Below are 19,755 nucleotides of genomic sequence, written 5' to 3' on the forward strand. Positions count from 1 at the left end.
ATCTCCAAGTGGCCCGCCAAACGTCTCCACCACGCCCAATGGCCACAACCCCTGAACACCTCAGAAATCACCATTCAAACGCTTAACTGAACGGTATTGTGGCTAGCCGTGGTCGTCGGGGTCCTTGCCCGTGCGCTCGCCGGAGTCCAGGGCGGCGATGGCAGCCAGGTCCCCGGCATCCAGCGCGAAGTCGAACACGTCGAGGTTCTCGCGGATGCGCGCCGGCGAGACGGACTTCGGAATCACCACGTTGCCCAGCTCCAGGTGCCAGCGGATCACGACCTGCGCCGCCGATTTGCCATGCCTGGCCCCGATCGCGTCCAGCACGGGGTTGCCGATCGCGCGGCCGCGGGCCAGCGGAGACCAGGCCTCGGTCAGGATGCCGTGGGCCGCGTCGTACCGGCGGAGCTCGGCCTGCTGCAGCCAGGGGTGCAGTTCTACCTGGTTGACCGCGGGGACGACATCCGTCTCACGGAGCAGGCGGTCGATGTGGTGCGTGTGGAAATTGGACACCCCGATCGAGCGGGCGCGCCCGTCGGCGCGGAGGGTTTCGAGTGCGCGGTAGGTGTCGACGTAGCGGTCCTGCCGCGGTGCGGGCCAGTGGATGAGGTACAGGTCGACGTAGTCGAGCCCGAGCCTGGCGAGGCTCTCGTCGAAGGCGCGCAGGGTCTTGTCGTAGCCGTGGGAGTCGTCCCAGACCTTCGTCGTGACGAAGACGTCGCCGCGGGGCAGCCCCGACCGGGCGATGCCCCGGCCGACGCCGCGCTCGTTCTCGTACATCGCCGCCGTGTCGATGTGGCGGTACCCGGCTTCGAGCGCGACCTGCACGGTGTCCGCGGCGAGGTCATCCGCCACCTTGTAGACGCCCAGCCCCAGCCGCGGAATGCTCCGCCCGTCATTAAGTCTCAGCCACCCATCCATGCCCCCATTAAAGCAACCTTCCTTCCGCCGAACTGTGAGTTTGGCACCTTCGCGGGCTTCGGGAAGGTGCCAAACTCACAGTTCGGCGAGGGGGACGTGGGTCGGGAGGGTCGGGTGGGTCAGGTGGGGTCAGGCGCGGTAGCCTCGGGCGGCGAGGGCGGACCGCACCCGGCGGAGCAGCTCTCGGCCGCCGTCCCGCAGATCGTCGTCGGTGATTCGGATGACCCGCCAGCCCGCGTCCTCAAGCCGCTCCCTGCGCGTGATGTCGCTGCGGAACCGCTCGCGGTCCGTGCGGTGAGTATCGCCCTCATACTCGATGCACAGCCGGAACTGCGGCCAGGCGAGGTCGACCCGCGCGATGACGCGACCTGAGGCATCCGTCACCGGGAAGTTGGCGACCGGCTCCGGCAGGCCGGTGTCGACCAGAAGGAGCCGGACCTCGGTCTCCTTGGGGGAGTCGACCCGGGCGCGCGCGAGCGCGGCGGCCTCCCGCAGGGCGCGGCAGCCGCGGCGCCCCTTCAGCTGGGCGGCGGCCGCGCGGAGGTCCTGCGGCTCGTAGCGCGGGGCGGAGCCGCCGCAGAGGAAATCGGCGACCGCGATCAGTTCGCCCCGGGTCAGCATGGTGCCGAGGTCGATCCAGGTCTGCAGGGGCGAGGTCACCGGCAGCAGGTCGAGAAGCTCGACATCCATCAGGCCGGCCTGTAGTTCGTGCCCGACGATCCCGGCAATCTGCGGAGGCCGGTTCTTCGCCGGCACCGTCACGTGGAGCGCGCGGTCGTGCTGCAGCCGGCCGGGCAGCGGCATGCCGTGGAGCACGGCGGCCGTTCCGTGGCTGAAGACGTGGGTGGGCGGCATCCGTGCCGCGTACGCGCGGCTGAGCTCCCGCACCGAGGCCGGCGCGGGAGCGGCTGTGCGCAACCCCCGGTAGGGCTTCTCGAGGTCCGGCCCGCCCAGGCGGCTCCTGCCGAGACCCAGTTCCCGGGCCCGGCGCACCGAGAATGGTTCGTCTGCGAGTTCCGGCGGGAGCACGATTCGGGCGGCCATGCCCACGATGATGACGGATGCGCGCGCCCACGTCCGAAGTTCTCCACACCCCCCTCGCCGAACTGTGAGTTCGGCACCTTCCCGGCGCCCGCGAAGGTGCCGAACTCACAGTTCGGCGAAGGGGGCGAGGGCGAAAGGGGAGGGAGCGCGAGTCAGGAGACCTGGATGGTGCGGATGGGCTCGGTGTCGGGGATGGGCCCGATGTCACGTCCGCGCAGGTCGGGATGCCAGCGCCGGCCGAGGGCCGGGATGAGGGTGCCCAGCGCGGCGAATCCGGCGGCGACGATGATCGCGGCCGTGGGTCCGGAGTGGTCGATCAGGAACCCGGCGACGGCGGAGCCGAGGGCGGCCCCGATCAGCTGGCCGGTGCCGACCCAGCCGTAGGCCTCGGCGGTGTCGCTGAACTTGACGCTGGCCGAGACGATGCCGAACAGCACAGCGAACGCGGGCGCGATGCCGACGCCGGCAAGCAGGAGGGTCACCGCGAGCCACCAGAAGCCCAGGTCGAAGGCGGCCAGCGCCAGGCCGACCGTCACGATGAGCATCCGCCCGGCCAGCGCCCACGGCCCGATCGGGGCGTGCCCGAGGGCGAGCCCGCCGATGAGGGAACCGACCGCGAAGATGGCCAGCACCCAGCCGGACTCGGCGCTGCCGTGGCCGAAGGCGGCCACGACACCGGCCTCGACTGCGGCGCAGGCTGCGACGAGCATGAAGCCGACGATCGTGCTGAGCAGCACCTCCGGCTTCTTCAGCACGGCGCCGATCGCGCGCTTGCTGCGCGGGATGCGCACCCGGCCGACCTCCGGCAGGGAAACGAACCACAGGCCGCCGCCGACGAGGAAGACCGCGGCGAGCAGGATGCCGGCCACCGTGCTGACCTGGATCGCCACGAAGGTGGCGATCACCGGGCCGAGCACCCAGATGATCTCCTGCGCCGAGGCATCGAGCGAGAACAGAGGGGTGAGCTGGCGCGAGTTGACGATCTTGGGGTAGATCGTGCGCACGGCCGGCTGGATCGGCGGCATCGACAGCCCGGCGAGGAACCCGATCAGCATGACCCCGTAGACCGCGAGCGGCAGGAGGGCCATCAGCACGATCGAGATCGTGCACACCGTCATCGTCACCAGGACGACCGGGCGGATGCCCCAGCGACCCATCAGCCGACTGGTCAGCGGGCCGGCGATCGCCTGGCCGATGCTCATCGCGCCGAGCACCAGGCCCGCGGCGCCGTAGGAGTCGTAGACCCGCTCGAGGTGGATGAGGAAGGCGAGCGAGAGCATCCCGAAGGGGAATCGAGCCGTCAACTGGGCGCCGATGACGCGGGCAACGCCCGGCGTCTTCAGAAGGCTCAGGTAGCTGCTCACAATGGTCAAGTCTATTGGCGGGGCTCCGCACGAAACCGCCGTCCGGGAGCGGGGGAGAGGCGCAGAATCGCCGCCGCGTGCAGTTTCCCTGTGCCGTTCCCTGTGCCGGCCGCAGGGAAACGCCGAACGGGTAGCGTTGGGTCGTGCGAACACTGATTACGGCCGAGGATCTCGCCGCCGCGCTGGCCGCAGACGGCAACACCGACGGCCGCACGGACGGCAACACCGACGGCCGCACCGGCGCTGCCCGACGGGGACATCTCCGACTGCTGGATGTGCGCTGGAAGCTCGGCGGTCCGCCCGGGCGGACCGAGTACCTGGCCGGCCACCTCCCCGGCGCCGCGTACGTCGACCTCGACGAGGAGCTCGCCGGCCACGGTGCGCCGACCGACGGGCGGCATCCGCTGCCGTCCATCGACGTGCTGCAGGAGGCCGCTCGCCGGTGGGGGCTGAACGACGGCGACACGGTCGTCGTCTATGACGACCTGGGCAACCTCTCGGCCGCGCGCGCCTGGTGGCTGCTGCGCCACGCCGGCGTGCGCGACGTGCTGCTGCTCGACGGGTCGCTCGCCGCCTGGCGCGACGCAGGCCTGCCGCTCGTCGCCGGCGAGGAGCCCATCGCGCCCGGCGCCGTGACCCTCGCGTACGGCCGTCTGGCCACCCTCGACGTGGATGCCGCCGCCGCGCTCCCGGGAACCGGCGTGCTCCTCGACGCCCGGGCCGCCGAGCGCTACCGCGGCGACACGGAGCCGATCGACCCTCGCGCCGGCCACATCCCGGGCGCGATCAGCGCTCCGACAACCCTGAACCTGGGCCCCGACGGGGGCTTCCTGCCGGCCGGCGAACTCCGCGCCCGGTTCGAGCGGCTCGGCGTGACGGATGCCGTGGACGTCGGCGTGTACTGCGGCTCCGGGGTCACGGCCGCCCACCAGGCCGCGGCGCTGGCCGTCGCGGGCTTCCGGGCGGCGCTGTACCCGGGGTCCTGGTCGCAGTGGTCCAACCTGCCCGGCCGGCCGGTCGAGACGGGCGATCTGCCCGGCCGCCCCGCGGAGTCGGGCGACACCCGGTCTCGCGCCGACGATCATAGTCGACCGCACGTCGGCCTCTGACGGCCGGTATTGCTACTCCAAAACGTTATCTGCGCACGGAATCCGCGCTTGGCGGGTTGTATTAGGCTCATCCCTGTCGCAAACCCCAACGCGGATCAATGATGACCCCGCAGCACCGACAACTACGAAGAAGGTCTTGCCATGCGCGCTAGATATGCATTCCCGGCCATTGCGGCCGTGGCCGTCCTCCTGCTGAGCGGCTGCGTCGACAACTCGACGCCCAGCCCCGGCGGATCCACGGGCGACTCGACGAGCAGCGTGAAGAAGGACGCCGCCGCCTCCGCGCTGCTCCCGGCGAAGATCGCCGATTCCGGCAAGCTCATCATCGGCACCGACCCGACCTACGCCCCGAACGAGTTCAAGGACGAGGCCGGCAAGCCGATCGGCTGGGGCGTCGAGATCGCCGCCGCCGTCGCCGCCAAGCTCGGCCTCGAGCCCGAGTACCAGGTGTCGAAGTTCGACAACATCATCCCGAGCGTCACCGGCGGGAAGGTGAACATCGGAGTCTCCTCGTTCACCGACAACGTCGAGCGCGAGAAGATCGTCGACTTCGTGAACTACTACACGGCGGGCATCCAGTGGGCGTCTCCCAAGGGTAAGGATGTCGACCCCGACGACGCCTGTGGGCTCAAGGTGGCCGTGCAGGCCACCACCTACGAGGACACCAACGAGGTTCCGGCCAAGAGCGAGGCCTGCGTCGCCGCCGGCAAGGCCCCGATCCAGAAGGTCCCGTTCGACACCCAGGATGCTGCGACCAACGCGGTTGTGCTCGGCCAGGCCGACGCCATGAGTGCTGACTCACCGGTCACCTTGTACGCGATCTCGAAGACCGAGGGCAAGCTCCAGCTCGCCGGCGAAACCTTCGACGTCGCGCCGTACGGCATCGCGGTCGGCAAGGACTCCGGACTGGCCGAGGCGATCCAGGCCGCGCTGCAGTCGATGGTCGACGACGGCTCCTACGCCGACATCCTCGACAAGTGGGGTGTCTCCGACGGAGGCATCGACGAGATCACGATCAACGCAGCCGCGAACGGTTAACGGGTGAGCACCACGAACAACAGCCGTCCGCCGGCGGGGGCAACCCCGCCGGCCGGCGGCGCGAGGGAGTCGGAGCCGATCAAGGCGATCCGGCTCAGGCATCCGTGGCGCATCGTCTTCGCCGTCGTGCTGGTCGTCGGCTTCGTGCTGTTCATCGTCGACGCGGCCGGGCGGGAAGCGTACAAGTGGGACTTCGTCGCGAAGTACGTCTTCGACCGCCGGATCACCGAGGCGGCGCTCAACACGCTCCAGCTGACCGTCTACTCGATGGTCATCGCCATCATTCTCGGCGTCATCCTGGCCGTCATGCGCCTGACCCCGAACCCCGTGGTCAACAGCCTCGCCTGGTTCTACCTCTGGGTGTTCCGCGGAACCCCGGTCTACGTGCAGCTGGTGTTCTGGGGTCTGCTGTCGATCATCTACTCGACGATCGACATCGGCATCCCGTTCATGGAGCCGTGGTTCTCCTTCGAGACCAATGCCGCGCTGAGTACGTTCACCCTGGCGATCATCGGGCTCGCCCTCAACGAGGCGGCCTACATGGCCGAAATCGTGCGGGCCGGCCTGCTCTCGGTGGACAAGGGCCAGGACGAGGCCGCGACCGCGCTCGGCATGACCTGGTTCCAGACGATGTGGCGGGTCATCCTGCCGCAGTCGATGCGGGTGATCATCCCGCCGACCGGCAACGAGGTCATCTCGATGCTGAAGACGACCTCGCTCGTGACGGCCGTGCCCTACAGCTTCGACCTCTACACCCGCTCCCGGGACATCTCGGCGGAGACGTTCACCCCGATTCCGCTGCTGATCGTCGCCTCGATCTGGTATCTGTTCTTCACCTCGATCCTGATGGTGGGCCAGCACTTCCTGGAGAAGCGCTTCGCGCGCGGCGTCGGCGCACGTGAGGACCGCAAGATCGACACGATGTCGGGCACCCTCACCGGTGCTGTTCCGCTCGGCTCCGGCCAGCCCACCGTCGTGCGGCCGCCCGGCGACGGGCCACCACCGACCAAGCCGGGAGAACCGCGATGAGTGACGCAACCACGCCGAGCGCGGCAGCCCGGGCGCCCATGGTGCTCGCCGACCGCGTGTCGAAGAGTTTCGGGTCGAACGAGGTGCTCAAGAGCATTTCGCTCGAGGTGAAGCACGGCGAGGTCATGTGCCTCGTCGGTCCCAGCGGATCGGGCAAGTCCACCTTCCTGCGCTGCATCAACCACCTCGAGGTGGTCAACGCGGGCCGGCTGATGGTCGACGGCGACCTCATCGGTTACCGCGAGGCAGGCGGCAAGCTCTACGAGCTGGCGCCCAAGGATGCGGCCAGGCAGCGCCGCGACATCGGCATGGTGTTCCAGCGGTTCAACCTGTTCCCGCACATGACGGCGCTGGAGAACGTGATGGAGGCGCCGCTGCGGGTCAAGAAGGTGCCCAGGGCCAAGGTCGAGCAGGATGCCCGCGCCCTCCTGGCCCGGGTCGGCCTGGCCGACCGCGCGGACTACTACCCCGCGCACCTGTCCGGCGGCCAGCAACAGCGGGTTGCGATCGCCCGGGCGCTCGCGATGGAGCCCAAGCTGATGCTCTTCGACGAGCCGACCAGCGCGCTCGACCCCGAGCTCGTCGGTGAGGTGCTCGACGTCATGAAGGGGCTCGCCAAGGAGGGCATGACGATGATCGTCGTCACGCACGAGATGGGCTTCGCCCGCGAGGTCGCAGATTCGCTCGTGTTCATGGACGGCGGCGTGGTCGTGGAGTCCGGCGACCCCGACGAGGTGCTCTCCAACCCGCAGCACCGGCGCACCCAGGCCTTCCTCTCCAAGGTCCTCTAGCCCCCCACACCCGCGAAACCGCAGTTGTGCGCGATATCCGCGTGTTTTAGCGCGCACAACTGCGGTTTCGCGGGGATGCGGGTGGGGAATAGGGGCTAGAGGATGGGGCGCATGCCGGTCCAGCTGGTGCCGATGCGCAGGGCCGTCCCGAGCGACGTTCCCCGGCCGGGGTAGCGGAACAGCTCGCCGGTCGCGGACTTGATCGCGACCAGGTCGGTGAAGCCGTCCCGGTCGAAGTCGCCGACGCCGACCAGGTCGCGCATGGTGTTCCAGCTCGTCCCGATGCGGCTGCGCGGGCCGAAGCTGACCGCCGCGTTTCCCGGATAGAGCCACAGCTCGCCGGTCGCGGTCGTCCGCGCCGCCAGGTCGACCCGGCCGTCGCGGGTGAAGTCGCCGAGGCCGACGAGCTCGCTCATCGCGTTCCAGCCGCAGCCGAGCCGCACGCCGGCCAGGAGCGAGGTCCCGCGTCCTCGGTAGTAGTACAGGCATCCGGTCGACGTCTGCACGGCGACCAGGTCGGAGTAGCCGTCGCGGTTGAGGTCGCCGACGGGCGTGATCTCGCGCATCCCGGTCCAGCCGGACCCGATCTTCAGCCGGGAGCTCAGACCCGAGCCGGTGCCGCGGTAGAGCAGCAGCGCGCCGCTGGCGGGCTCGCGGGCGAGGACATCCTCCTTGCCGTCCCGGTTGAAGTCACCGAGCCGGCTGATCGAGTCCAGGCCGTTCCAGCCCGACCCGATCCGCGTCGGGCTGCCGAGCCCGGTGCCGTTGCCCGGGTAGAGGAACAGGTAGCCGGTCGCGGTCTGGCGGGAGAGCAGATCCGACCAGCCGTTGCCGGTGAAGTCGCCGAACGGGGTCGCGGGCACCGGGGTGACGTCGAGCTGGTCGCGGTCGACCTCGAGGGACTTGCCGCCCCAGGTCTCCGGCCCGCCGGTGAGCGCCGGGTTCTGGTACTGCTTGATCCTGCGGTGCGGCCAATAGCCGCTCGGGATGGCCGGGTTCAGGGTCGTGGCGACACCGTCGTAGCGGGCGAACCACAGGTAGTCGGGGCGCACGTACGCGGTCGATCCGTAGACGGCGACCTGGTCGGCGACCCCGGAGGAGAGGCTGCTGTAGAAACCGGAGAGGAAGCCCCGGTCGTGCAGCCGCGCGGTCCAGGCGCTCTGGAAGGTGAGCACCGCCGTGCGGCAGACCGGATCGGTCGTGCTGTAGGCCTCGATGTCGTTGAAGATCGCACTGCCGCGCGCGAGCCCGAGGGCGGTGGCCTGGGCGACCGCGTCGTCGGCGGCGGCCCGGCCGGATGCCGCGGCGTTCGCCGACGTGAACCGGAACTCCTTGTTCGACGTGGTGCAGTACGGCTGCAGGCCCAGGTAGATCGGCACCAGGTGCCAGCCGGCGGCCTGCTGCGCGGTCACCCAGGCGGCGGTCAGCTGCGGCTGGGTGCAGAACCGGTTCACCCCGCCGATGTAGATGCCGACGGCCCGGTACGGCGACGCGGTCAGCCAGGTGGCCATGAGATCCGGAGCAGGCGCGGAGCACGCGTCGAAGCCGGGCCCGGCGTAGGTGCCGGGGGCAGGGACGTTGGCCGCGGCCGGGAGCGCGGCCGGGAGCTGGGCCGGGAGCGCGGCGACGGATGCCGCGGGTGCGGTGCCCTGGACTGCCTGGATTGCCTGCGTGGCCTGCGTGGCCTGCGTGGCCTGCGTGGCCTGCGCGGCCTGCGTGGCCTGCGCGGCCGGCGCGATGAGCGTCACCGCCGCGAGCGCCGCAGCGACGACAGCCGCCAGCACCCGACATGACCTGTCCATGGCCATCCCCGATCCAGCGTCCCACTCCCGTGTGGGGCGATGAGGACATTGCAGCACCACGCCACGCGGGAGGCAAGGGTCGGCCCGCCCGCGCTGACATGCGGAGAGGCAACTGAGTTGCGGAGAAACACCCTTTGATTTCGAAATGAAGGTACTTTGTCCGCAGCTCAGCGCGGGGGGGGGGGGGGGGGGGGGGGGGGGGGGGGGGGGGGGGGGGGGGGGGGGGGGGGGGGGGGGGGGGGGGGGGGGGGGGGGGGGGGGGGGGGGGGGGGGGGGGGGGGGGNGCTCCTGGGCGAAGAGGCTGATCCGCAGCTCCTCGATCATCCAGCGCACCCGAACCAGGTGGGTCGGCGCGCCGGGCGGCAGGGGGATCGTGCCGCCGGCATCCGTGAACCTGGCGGTCGCGGCCTGCACCTCGTTCATCCAGACTCGGTCGCGGCTGGGGTTGTCGATCAGCTTGGTGATCCGGGCGGTGATCCCGCCCAGGTAACGCGGCAGGTGCCGGAGCTGCGCGAGGCCGGTCGCGCTGACGAAGCCCGGGTAGACGAGACCCTCGAGCTGCTGGCGGGCGTCGCTGAGGGCGGGGAGGAGCGCCATGCTGGTGGAGGCCTTGAGCAGCTTGTCGGCGGCCCGGCTCGCCGCGAGGATGCGGGCCACGAGTCCGACGGTCTCGAACATCGAGTCCATCACGACCCCGGAGACGCGGTCGCGGATGCTGTCGAACTCGGCGCGCATGAAGACCTGGCCGCCTGGCCGCACCCGGAACAGCACGTCGTCGACGGATGCCGCGAGGCAGTCCTCGAACAGCGCCGCGGTGCTGCGGTACGGGCTGGTGGCGAGGCTGAGCTTCTCGGCGCCGGTGAGGTGCTGCTGCACGTACGCGGCCGGCGACGGGGTGGCGAGCAGGAGCAGGCGGCGCACGCCGGTCGGCAGGTGCCGGGCCTGCTCGGCCTCGGTGCTCATCATCCGGATCGCCACCGACGTGCCCTCATCGACCAGGGTCGGATAGCCGCGGATCGTGTTGTCGCCCTGTTTCGTGTCGAGGAAGCGGGGGAGTTCGACGAAGTCCCAGGTGGTCAGGCCGCCGCGTTCGATGGCGTTCGGGGTGGCCGCGGATGCCGCGGCGACGCTCTCGCGGACGCGGCTGCCGAGGCGGAGCTGGAGTTCGCCGAGGTCCTTGCCGCCGGCGACCGTGCGGCCGCGCTCGTCGACGACGAAGAACGTCATCCTCAGGTGCGCGGGCACGCGACCCAGGTCGAAGTCCGCCGGGGCGACCGGCACGTAGGTGAGCTTCTGGATGAGCGAGGCGAGCGTCTCGGTGAACGCGGTCTCACTGACGGCGGAGCCGGTCGAGACCGTCGACACCACTCCGGGCGCAGGCGGCAGCTCGGTGAGCAGTCGGGCCGCCCAGTCGGCCGCCGGCACGACGTTGCGCCGGATCGCCTTCGGCAGCGACTTGATCAGTGCCGTGACCAGCTCTGCCCGGAGCCCGGGCACCTGCCAGTCGAAGCCGGCGGGAGACATCCGTGCCAGCAAGGCGAGCGGCACTCGCACGGTCACTCCGTCGTCCTCCGCGCCTGGTTCGAAGCGGTAGCTGAGCGCGTAGCGCTGGTCGCCCTGCTGCCAGGTGGGTGGGAAGAGCGACTCGTCGACCTCGGGGGTGTCCTCGGCGACCAGCGCGTCGGCGGTCATGGTGAGCAGGTCGGGCGTCTCGAGCCGGGCCGTGCGCCACCAGCTCTCGAACGACCGCGTCGACCATACGTCGGCGGGAATACGTCGCTGGTAGAACTCGAAAATGGCCTCGTCGTCGAAGAGGATGTCGCGGCGCCGCGTGCGCTCCTCGAGCTCGGCGAGTTCGGCGCGCAGCTTCTTGTTCGCCAGGTCGAACGCCCACATGCCGGGGCCGGCGCCCGGACGGGTCGCGGCCGGCCGGCCGGACCGGTCGTCGCCCCGGTTCCCGCTCCGGTTCGTGCCGTTGTCGCCGCGCCCGCCGCGGGCCGGGGGCTGGTTGTCGGCCCGGTCGAGGTCCCACTCGCCCTGGACCAGTGCGTGCCGGATGAACAGCTCGCGGGCGTAGGCGGGGTCGACGCGGGCGAACTGCACGCGGCGCCGGGGCACGATCGGGACGCCGTAGAGGGTGACCCGCTCGTAGACGACGGCCGCTCCCTGCTTCTTCTCCCAGTGCGGTTCGGAGTAGCTGCGTTTGCAGAGCGCCCCGGCCAGCGGCTCGGCCCACGCCGGATCGATGGCGGCGTTCATCCGGGCGAACAGGCGGCTCGTCTCGACGAGTTCCGCGCTCATCACCGCGGCCGGCTGCTTCTTCGCGAGGGTCGAGCCGGGGAAGAGCACGAAGCGCTGCTGCCGGGCGCCGACGTAGTCCTTCTTCGCGGTGTCCTTCAGGCCGATGTGCGAGAGCAGCCCGGCCAGCAGCGACCGGTGGATGCCGTCCGGGTTCGCGCTCGGCTCGCCGATCTGCAGGCCGAGCGGTTTGGCCAGCTGGCGGAGCTGCTTGTAGACGTCCTGCCACTCGCGCACCCGGAGGTAGTTGAGGAACTCGGTCTTGCACAGGCGCCGGAACGCGCTCGAGCCGAGCTCCTTCTGCTTTGTCTCAAGGTAGTTCCAGAGGTTGAGCAGGCTGAGGAAGTCGCTCGTCGGGTCGGCGAACCGGGCGTGCTGCTGGTCGGCTTGCGCTCGGCGCTCCAACGGTCGCTCGCGCGGGTCCTGGATGGTGAGCCCGGAGACGATCGCCATCACCTCGCGGCTGGTGCCCTGGCTCTTCGACTCGATCACCATCCGCCCGAAGCGCGGGTCGATCGGCAACTGCGCGAGCTGCTGCCCGATCCTGGTGAGCTTCGAGACCCCGCCGACGGTGCCCGGCGCGACCGCGCCGAGCTCGGCGAGCAGGTCGAGGCCGTCCTTGATGCCGCGGGAGTCCGGCGGGGTGAGGAACGGGAACGCCGCGATGTCGCCGAGGCCGAGCGAGATCATCTGCAGGATGACCGCGGCGAGGTTCGTGCGCAGGATCTCCGGCTCGGTGTACTCCGGCCGCCTGGTGAAGTCCTCCTCGGAGTACAGCCGGATCGCGATCCCGTCGCTGGTGCGGCCGCTGCGGCCCGAGCGCTGGTTGGCGGATGCCTGCGAGATCGCCTCGATCGGCAACCGCTGCACCTTGGAACGCACGCTGTACCGGCTGATCCGGGCGGTGCCGGCGTCGATCACGTACTTAATGCCGGGCACGGTCAGGCTCGTCTCGGCCACATTCGTGGCGAGCACGATCCGGCGGCGCACGCCCGCGACGGTCGAGGGCTGGAACACGCGGTGCTGGTCGGCGGAAGAGAGCCGCCCGTAGAGCGGCAGGATCTCGGTCGGGCCGGCGCGGCCGCTCGAGGCGAACTTTCCCTGCAGGGCGTCGGCGGCATCCCGGATCTCGGTCTCGCCGCTGAGGAAGACGAGCACATCGCCGTCCGACTCGCGTTCGAGCTCGTCGAGCGCGGCCGAGATGCCCTCGATGTAGTCGCGGTCGACGGCCGGCGCGGCATCCGCCGTCTCGTCCTCGGCCATGGCCTCGGCGACGAGCGCGCGGTAGCGGATCTCGACCGGGTAGGTGCGGCCGGAGACCTCGATCACCGGCGCCGGGGTGCCGTCGGCGGCGGCGAAATGCTTCGCGAAGCTCTGCGGGTCGATCGTCGCCGAGGTGATGATGAGCTTGAGGTCGGGGCGCCTGGGCAGCAGCTGACGGAGGTAGCCGAGCAGGAAGTCGATGTTGAGGCTGCGCTCGTGCGCCTCGTCGATGATGATCGTGTCGTACTTCCGCAGCATCCGGTCGCGGTGGATCTCGTTCAGCAGGATGCCGTCGGTCATGAGTTTGATGCGGGTGTCGACGCCGACCCGGTCGGTGAAACGCACCTGGTAGCCGACCGTCTGGCCGACCTCCTGGCCGAGTTCCTCGGCGATGCGCTCGGCGATCGTGCGAGCGGCGAGGCGGCGCGGCTGGGTGTGCCCGATGCTCTCCCGGCCGAGCTCGAGGCAGATCTTGGGCAGCTGGGTGGTCTTGCCCGAGCCCGTCGCGCCGGCGAGGATGACGACCTGGTGGTCGCGGATGGCGGCGGCGATGTCGTCCCGTCGCTGGCTGACCGGCAGTTCGGCGGGGAAGGTGATGGCAACGGGGAGCATGGCATCCCAATCGTACTTCGCGGGCGCGGTTGTTCCCGGGCGCACGCACGCTTTAACCGCATGATGTTACCCTCAAAACATGACCAGCCAGGAGCAGGCCCACGGCCGACATGCCGCCCTCGCCTCCGACCCGAGGCGGCGGGTGCTCGAGCTCCTGCGGGCAGCCGAGGCGCCCCTCGACGCGGCCGCGGTGGCCGCGGGCATCCAGCTGCACGTCACGACGGCGCGATTCCACCTCGAGCAGCTCGAGCAGGCCGGACTCGTGCGCCGGCTGACCGAGCGCGCGGGAGCGCGCGGCCGGCCGCGCATCCTCTTCGTCGCCAGCCCGGTCACCCGCGAGGTGGACGCGCAGCGGGAGCTGAACCAGAGGCTCGCGGCAGCGTTCACCGAAGACGCGGACGGGGGCCGCGGCCGAGCCGTCCGCGCGGGCGAGCGCTGGTCGGCCGACTACGCGGGAGTGCTGGATCCGGCGAGCCCCGGGGCAGTAGCTCCGGTGATGCGGATCCTCGACCGGCTCGGCTTCGACCCGGAGCAGGTCGCCGCCGGCAGCCCGGACGCGGAGGCCGGCACGCGCACGATCGAGCTCAGGGCCTGCCCGTTCCGGGAGGAGGCGCGGCAGAACCCGGATGTCGTCTGCTCGGTTCACCTCGGACTGCTCCGCGGCGCGGCCCGCGCCCTCGGGCACGACGAGAACGACGTGGAACTGCATCCGTTCGTCGAGCCCGACCTCTGCGTCGTGAAGCTGCGGGGCCACTGGGGCTAGTTGTACTGCCCAGGCAGGTTGGTTGAGTGGATGTGACGACTCGCTGTAGTCGTTGAACGTGAGCGAGGACCTCCGGTTGTGAAGTGGAGCTGTCAAAGGCTGTTCACTTCAGAAACCAGGAGGTCCTCGTGTCCCACGCTAATGCTGCTTTGACTCCGCGTCACCGTCTGCGACTCGCGCGCCTGATCGTCGAGGACCACAAGTCGATCGTCTTCGCCGCCCGGATCTATAACGTGTCCTGGCCGACCGCGAAACGGTGGGCCGACCGGTATGCCGCGATGGGCGAAGAAGGAATGAGCGACCGCTCCTCTCGTCCGCACCACATGCCGACGAAAACCCCGCAGCTGCTCGTGCGCAAGGTCGTGCATTTGCGGTGGAAGAAGCGCCTCGGCCCGGTCGCGATCGGGGCCAAACTCGGCATGCCGGCCTCAACCGTGCACGCGGTCCTGGCGCGCTGCCGACTGAACAAACTGCACCATGTCGACGTCAGGACGGGTGAAGTGGTGCGCCGCTACGAGCACGACAAACCCGGCGCCATGATCCACGTGGACGTGAAGAAACTCGGCAATATCCCTGATGGTGGCGGCCATCGATTTGTGGGGCGACAGCAAGGCGGGAAGAACCGGGCCGCGACACCGGGCGCTCCCCGCAGCAAGTGGCACGACCCTCAACTCGGGACCGCGTTCGTGCACACGGTCATCGATGACAACTCCCGCGTCGCCTACGCCGAGATCCACAACGACGAAACCGCGATCACCGCGGTGGGCGTCCTGCAGCGGGCCGTGTCCTGGTTCGCCGCTCGCGGCATCACCGTTGAACGGGTTCTCTCCGACAACGGCTCCGCCTACAAATCCCACCTCTGGCGAGACACCTGCCGCGACCTCGGCATCAAGGTCAAGAAGACCCGGCCCTACCGCCCGCAAACCAACGGGAAGATCGAACGCTTCCACCGCACAATGGCCGACGGCTGGGCCTTCAGCCGGTTCTACGCCACCGAATCAGCCCGTCGAAACGCACTACCGGCCTGGCTCCATGAATACAATCACCACAGGCCCCACACCGCGATCGGCAAGGTCCCGCCCATCACCCGGTTAACTAACCTGCCTGGGCAGTACAGCTAGTTCGAGCTTCGCGGGCCGTGCGCCGTTGCGCGGGTGGCGCAGCACGCGCGCTGCGGCGGGCTACAAGCGCGTCGCTTCGCCGCCCGGGGCAGCTCCGGATCCCGGAGCCGGATGGGTGCGGAGGCTCTCGAAATCGCTGCCGGACCCACCCTGCAGGCGCCGCTGGATCGATCCAGCGATCCGGCCGCCCTGGGTCTTGGCCAGCTCGGCCTTCTCGCCGGCGAAGTTGGAGTCGACCGTGGCCGACCAGAGCGCGAGCCATCGCTCGAAGTGCGGGGCGCCGAGCGGGGCGCGGGCGTTCAGGCTCAGGTGGACCTGCAGGGCGTTGCGCCGGTACAGCCCGGCCTGGAACAGCACCGTCTCCCAGAAGTCGCAGATGATCGGCAGGTGGTGGGCCAGGTCCATCCGGGCGACGTCGATGAAGATCGGGCCGAGCAGCTCGTCGTCGAAGGCCCGGTGGTAGAAATCGTTCACCAGGGTGAGGACATCGTCCCGGTTCTGCAGGTCTGCCAGCTCACGTTCCATGACTTCACCCTACAGACTAGAACGGATGATGTTACGTTCTATTCATGGAAACCAACGCATTTCTCCCGATCACTTTGGTCTCGAAGGCGGCGGAAGCCGCTGCCGCCCCTGTCCCGGCCGGCCCTGATGCCGCCCACGCCTGCGAGTGCGGCGTAGTGGCCGACCAGGCCCACCCCGAACTCGACGTGCGTGTTGTGCCGCACGCGATTCGCCACGCCACGGTCTTCGGGGCCCTGGACTCGATCGATCCGGGTGCCGGCCTGGTCCTGATCGCACCACACGACCCGCTGCCGCTGCTCGCCCAGATCGAGGAACGCGCGCCAGGCCGGTTCGCCGTGTCCTACCTCGACCGGGGTCCGGAGAGCTGGCGGCTCCGGTTCCTCCGCGCCGCCGCCGAGTGAGCGCCCACGACACGCGGGTCCTCCCCGGCGGCCCGTTCCTGATCGTCGGCGGAGCGGGCATCGTGGCCGGGGGACTGGTGGCGGCGGTCACCGGCCCCCTGCAGCTCGAGCACGGATCCTGGGCCGCCGCGTACCTGGTGCTGGTCGGCGGGGTGGCGCAGATCGCGCTCGGCGCATCCCAGGGCGCTCTCGCCGCGCGGTCGCCGTCAACGGCCGTCCTGGCCACCGAACTGGCCGCCTGGAACCTCGGCAGCGCCCTCGTCATCGGCGGCACCCTCGTCCGGAACCCGGTGATCGTCGACATCGGCGGCGCCGCGCTGGTGCTCGCCCTCGGCGTGATGGCGCACACGGTTCGAGGCGGCACCGGCCCGCGCTTGTCCCGATGGACCTACCGGGGCGCGCTCGCCGTGTTGCTCGCCGGCATCCCGATCGGACTCGTCCTGGCGCACCTCCGCGCGCCCTGAGCCGAACAGGGCGGACGCCCCGGTGCATGGCTGTTCCGCCGCGACGAGGGCCGCCGATTCCGCTGATCCCGTCGGATTCCCTAGGCTGGGCCCATGACGAATCCGGTACCCACCCTGACCCTCAACGACGGCCACACCATCCCGCAGCTCGGGTTCGGCGTGTTCAAGGTCGATCCGAACGAGACGCTCCGCATCGTCTCCGACGCCCTCGAGGTGGGCTACCGCCACATCGACACCGCGGCGATCTACGGCAACGAGGCCGGCGTCGGCGACGCCCTCGCGAACTCCGGAATCGCCCGCTCGGAGCTGTTCGTGACCACGAAGCTGTGGAACGACCGCCAGGGCACCCAGTCGGCGTTCGACGCCTTCGACGAAAGCCTCGAGAAGCTCGGCCTCGAATACGTCGACCTGTACCTGATCCACTGGCCGGCTCCCGCCAACGACAAGTACGTCGAGGCCTGGAAGGCGCTCGAGAAGATCCGCGAGTCGGGCCGCGCCCGTTCGATCGGCGTCTCGAACTTCCTCGTGCCGCACCTCGAGCGGCTGCTGGCCGAGACGGATGTCGTGCCCGCGGTCAACCAGATCGAACTGCACCCCGCGCACCAGCAGCCGGAGGTCACCGCGTTCGCCCGCGCGAACGGGATCCAGATCGAGGCCTGGGGCCCGCTCGGCCAGGGCAAGTACCCGCTCTTCGATGAGCCCGCCGTGGCCGGCGCCGCGGCAGCGCACGGCAAGTCCCCGGCCCAGGTCGTCATCCGCTGGCACCTGCAGCTGGGCAACATCGTCTTCCCGAAGTCTGACAAGCGCTCGCGCATGGCCGAGAACTTCGACGTGTTCGACTTCGAACTGAGCGCCCCGGAGCTCGCGGCGATCACCGCGCTGGAGAGCGCCGGCCGGGTCAGCGCACACCCGGACGAGGTCAACTAACCGGACGGCCCCGGGTTCGTTCGCGCCTCGCCGCGGACGTGCCCCGGGCGGTCCCGGCGACTCCTGAGCCGGGTGTGGGCGAACGTCGCGCCGGGTGTCGGCGACTGTTTCGCCGTGTGTCGGGGACTCTTACGCCGTGTGTCGGCGGAGGCTGGCGGCATCCGGCGGGCGCGTTTAGCGTCAGAACATGAGCCGCATCTGTCCCGCCCAGCCGACCCCGACCATCCGCTAGTCCGCCATGCCACCCGCGGACGCTCCACTGCTCCCGGTCGTCGGGGGAGACCTCAGCGTCCCCCTCGTCGACGGACGCACCGCCCGGTATGTGAACCTGGACTACGCGGCCTCCTCGCCGGCGCTCGCCGTGGTGGCCAGCCACGTCAACACGGTGCTGCCGCTGTACGCCAGCGTGCACCGCGGCGCCGGCTACGCCTCGCAGGTGTCCACCTCCGCGTACGAGCACGCCCGGGATGTCATCGCCGAGTTCGTCGGCGCCCGCCCGGACGACCAGGTGATCTTCACCCGCAACACCACCGACGCGCTCAACCTCCTCGCCGGCGTCGTGCCGGGCGACACCGTGGTGCTCGACATCGAACACCACGCCAACCTTCTGCCGTGGACCCGGACGGCCGGCCGCGTCATCGTGGCCGGGGCCACCGTCGCCGAAACGCTCGGCCGGATCGAAACGGAACTGGCCGCGCGCCCCGCCGCGCTGCTGACCGTCACCGGCGCGAGCAACGTGACCGGGGAGACCCTGCCGCTGCGCCGCCTGGCCACGATCGCCCACCGCTACGGCACCCGCCTCGCCGTCGACGGCGCCCAGCTCGTGCCGCACCGGCGGATCGACCTCGCCTTCGACGGCGTCGACTACCTCGCCTTCTCCGGACACAAGACCTACGCGCCGTTCGGCGCCGGGGTGCTCGTCGGCCGCGGCGACTGGCTGGATGCCGCGGAACCGTACCTGTTCGGCGGCGGTGCCGTGGGCCGGGTCTCGCTCACCGAGGCCGTCTGGCGTACCGGGGCCGCCCGGCACGAGGCCGGCTCGCCGAACGTGCTCGGCGTGACCGCCCTGGCCCGGTCGGTGCAGGAACTCGCCCTGCTCGACGAGAAAGCGTGGGGCGCGCACGAATCGGCGCTGCGCCACCAGCTCGTGGACGGGCTCACCGCGCTGCCCGGCGTGCGCGTGCTGCAGATCTTCCCGGACTCGGTCGAGCCGGTCGGCGTCGTCAGCTTCGCCGTCGACGGCGTGGATTCGCGCTTGCTGGCGAGCTATCTCTCCGCCGAGTGGGGCATCGGCGTGCGCGACGGCTGGTTCTGCGCGCATCCGCTGCTCGAGCGCCTGGGGGTGTCGGAGCCGGCGCTGCGGGCCAGCGTCGGGGTCGGGTCGTCGGCCGCGGATGTCTCGGCCCTTCTGGTCGCGCTTGCCCGGTTCCTGCACGAGGGAGCCTCCTGGGAGTACGAACTCGTCGACGGCCAGTGGACCGTCGCCAACGATTCCCGCCCTCGCCCCGACTGGGCGCCGGCGCTCTCCGGGGCGGGTCCGCGCAGCTGCGGCGGGTAGCTCCCAGGCCGGCTGGCGGAGGCCGTCAGGGCGCGGGCCGTCAGCAGCGCGGGCCGGCCGGGCGGAGGCCGTCGGCAGCGCGGGCCGCCCGGTCAGCAGTCGGCAGGGGCGGCCACGCACGCGTCGACTCGGGGGTGCGACGTCGTCGTGATCGATCCGTCCGGCGCCCAGACCACATACAATTCGAGCAGCACAGGCATCCGCGGATTGCCGCTCACCGTGACCGTGCCGAGGACGGTGGCGGTGACCCGCAGCCCGTTCCTGGCGAGGGCGCCCGGGCCGGCGCAGGCGCTCGTGCCGGTGTGGTCGGGGTTCTGCACGACGATGCAATATTGCGCCGTGCCGCGCTGGGCCACGTAGACGCCGTAGCCGGCCTCGGCCGGCACGGCGCCGACGCTCCGAATCGACGTCGGAACGAACCGGTCGCCGAGGTCGGGGACCTTCCCGTTGGGGAAGTTCGCCGGCTCGTCGAAGATCTGCAGGATGTTCGGCTCGGGTGCCCGGGGCGCAGCCGGGCGGGGCGCCGAGTAGTCGACGCTGACCTTGGCCGCCGGGCCGGCATCCGTGGGAAGTTCTGCCGGACCGGCCAGGGTCGCGCCCGCGAACGTCGCCAATGCGCCCGCGAGCGCGCCGGCGGCGACCAGCAGCGCGGCGAAGCGGCGCCGTCGCCAGGGGCCGCCGGCGACCAGCCCGAACTCGGCCCGGACGCCGGGCCCGTCGGTCCG

The 19,755-nt window shown here is 70.6% G+C and carries 16 protein-coding genes and 1 pseudogene; 10 read left to right on the top strand and 7 right to left on the bottom strand.

The genetic code is table 11. The annotated features are described in order from the left end of the window. Positions 1-102 precede the first annotated feature (102 nt). The 3 genes from E3O23_RS02640 to E3O23_RS02650 form a co-directional block, all read right to left on the bottom strand. A complete protein-coding gene (locus tag E3O23_RS02640) occupies positions 103-921 on the bottom strand; it encodes an aldo/keto reductase (protein ID WP_134487915.1) in 819 nt (272 codons plus the stop codon). A gap of 129 nt (positions 922-1,050) precedes the next feature. Then, a complete protein-coding gene (locus tag E3O23_RS02645; RefSeq protein ID WP_134487917.1) occupies positions 1,051-1,965 on the bottom strand; it encodes a DUF559 domain-containing protein in 915 nt (304 codons plus the stop codon). Between the two features lie 152 nt (positions 1,966-2,117). After that, entirely contained in the window at positions 2,118-3,329 is a 1,212-nt protein-coding gene (locus tag E3O23_RS02650) for an MFS transporter (RefSeq protein ID WP_134487919.1), read from the bottom strand. Between the two features lie 143 nt (positions 3,330-3,472). On the opposite strand from E3O23_RS02650, the gene E3O23_RS02655 reads away from it, so the two are divergent. The 4 genes from E3O23_RS02655 to E3O23_RS02670 all read left to right on the top strand — a co-directional run bounded on the left by E3O23_RS02655 (position 3,473) and on the right by E3O23_RS02670 (position 7,296). Beyond that, on the top strand, positions 3,473-4,438 hold the full coding sequence (locus E3O23_RS02655; RefSeq protein WP_134487921.1) for a sulfurtransferase: 966 nt from the start codon (positions 3,473-3,475) through the stop codon (positions 4,436-4,438). A 141-nt stretch (positions 4,439-4,579) separates the two neighbouring features. Then, positions 4,580-5,476, top strand: a complete 897-nt coding sequence (locus E3O23_RS02660) for an ABC transporter substrate-binding protein (RefSeq protein ID WP_134487923.1) — start codon at positions 4,580-4,582, stop codon at positions 5,474-5,476. Between the two features lie 3 nt (positions 5,477-5,479). After that, positions 5,480-6,505 (top strand): amino acid ABC transporter permease, encoded by a 1,026-nt coding sequence (locus E3O23_RS02665; protein ID WP_134487925.1) that lies wholly within the window; start codon positions 5,480-5,482, stop codon positions 6,503-6,505. Then, the gene (locus E3O23_RS02670; RefSeq protein ID WP_277613869.1) at positions 6,502-7,296 is read left to right on the top strand and encodes an amino acid ABC transporter ATP-binding protein; all 795 of its coding nucleotides are present in this window, start codon (positions 6,502-6,504) and stop codon (positions 7,294-7,296) included. Before E3O23_RS02665 ends, E3O23_RS02670 begins: the two co-directional genes overlap by 4 nt. Positions 7,297-7,391: 95 nt before the next feature. On the opposite strand, the gene E3O23_RS18420 is transcribed toward E3O23_RS02670, so the two are convergent. Together E3O23_RS18420 and hrpA are read right to left on the bottom strand one after the other, a co-directional pair. Continuing rightward, the gene (locus E3O23_RS18420) at positions 7,392-9,104 is read right to left on the bottom strand and encodes a glycoside hydrolase domain-containing protein (RefSeq protein ID WP_338145294.1); all 1,713 of its coding nucleotides are present in this window, start codon (positions 9,102-9,104) and stop codon (positions 7,392-7,394) included. Between the two features lie 282 nt (positions 9,105-9,386). Continuing rightward, positions 9,387-13,271 (bottom strand): annotated as a pseudogene (gene hrpA, locus E3O23_RS02675) (ATP-dependent RNA helicase HrpA); the annotation flags it as partial. Between the two features lie 79 nt (positions 13,272-13,350). Between hrpA and E3O23_RS02680 the strand changes: the two are divergent. Next, on the top strand, positions 13,351-14,034 hold the full coding sequence (locus E3O23_RS02680; RefSeq protein ID WP_134487929.1) for a helix-turn-helix transcriptional regulator: 684 nt from the start codon (positions 13,351-13,353) through the stop codon (positions 14,032-14,034). A 128-nt stretch (positions 14,035-14,162) separates the two neighbouring features. Next, positions 14,163-15,155 (top strand): IS481 family transposase, encoded by a 993-nt coding sequence (locus E3O23_RS02685; protein WP_134487931.1) that lies wholly within the window; start codon positions 14,163-14,165, stop codon positions 15,153-15,155. 60 nt (positions 15,156-15,215) lie between these two features. On the opposite strand, the gene E3O23_RS02690 is transcribed toward E3O23_RS02685, so the two are convergent. Then, on the bottom strand, positions 15,216-15,680 hold the full coding sequence (locus E3O23_RS02690) for a group III truncated hemoglobin (protein ID WP_134487933.1): 465 nt from the start codon (positions 15,678-15,680) through the stop codon (positions 15,216-15,218). Positions 15,681-15,724: 44 nt separating this feature from the next. Here E3O23_RS02690 and E3O23_RS02695 point away from each other — a divergent pair, with 44 nt between their 5' ends. From E3O23_RS02695 to E3O23_RS02710, 4 genes are all read left to right on the top strand, one after another. Then, entirely contained in the window at positions 15,725-16,081 is a 357-nt protein-coding gene (locus tag E3O23_RS02695; protein ID WP_134487935.1) for a DUF2249 domain-containing protein, read from the top strand. Beyond that, positions 16,078-16,545 carry a hypothetical protein gene (locus E3O23_RS02700; RefSeq protein ID WP_134487937.1) on the top strand — a complete coding sequence of 156 codons (468 nt, stop codon included), beginning with the start codon at positions 16,078-16,080 and terminating at the stop codon, positions 16,543-16,545. Before E3O23_RS02695 ends, E3O23_RS02700 begins: the two co-directional genes overlap by 4 nt. Before the next feature lie 93 nt (positions 16,546-16,638). Next, complete coding sequence (locus E3O23_RS02705) at positions 16,639-17,472, top strand: aldo/keto reductase (protein ID WP_134487939.1); 834 nt, start codon at positions 16,639-16,641, stop codon at positions 17,470-17,472. Positions 17,473-17,710: 238 nt separating this feature from the next. Beyond that, positions 17,711-19,030, top strand: a complete 1,320-nt coding sequence (locus tag E3O23_RS02710) for an aminotransferase class V-fold PLP-dependent enzyme (RefSeq protein ID WP_134487941.1) — start codon at positions 17,711-17,713, stop codon at positions 19,028-19,030. 92 nt (positions 19,031-19,122) lie between these two features. Here E3O23_RS02710 and E3O23_RS17970 read toward each other — a convergent pair. Further along, a partial coding sequence (locus E3O23_RS17970; protein ID WP_198415105.1) for a hypothetical protein occupies positions 19,123-19,755 on the bottom strand: 633 nt, incomplete at its 5' end.

Source organism: Cryobacterium tagatosivorans, from assembly GCF_004402215.1.
Lineage (GTDB): Bacteria > Actinomycetota > Actinomycetes > Actinomycetales > Microbacteriaceae > Cryobacterium > Cryobacterium tagatosivorans.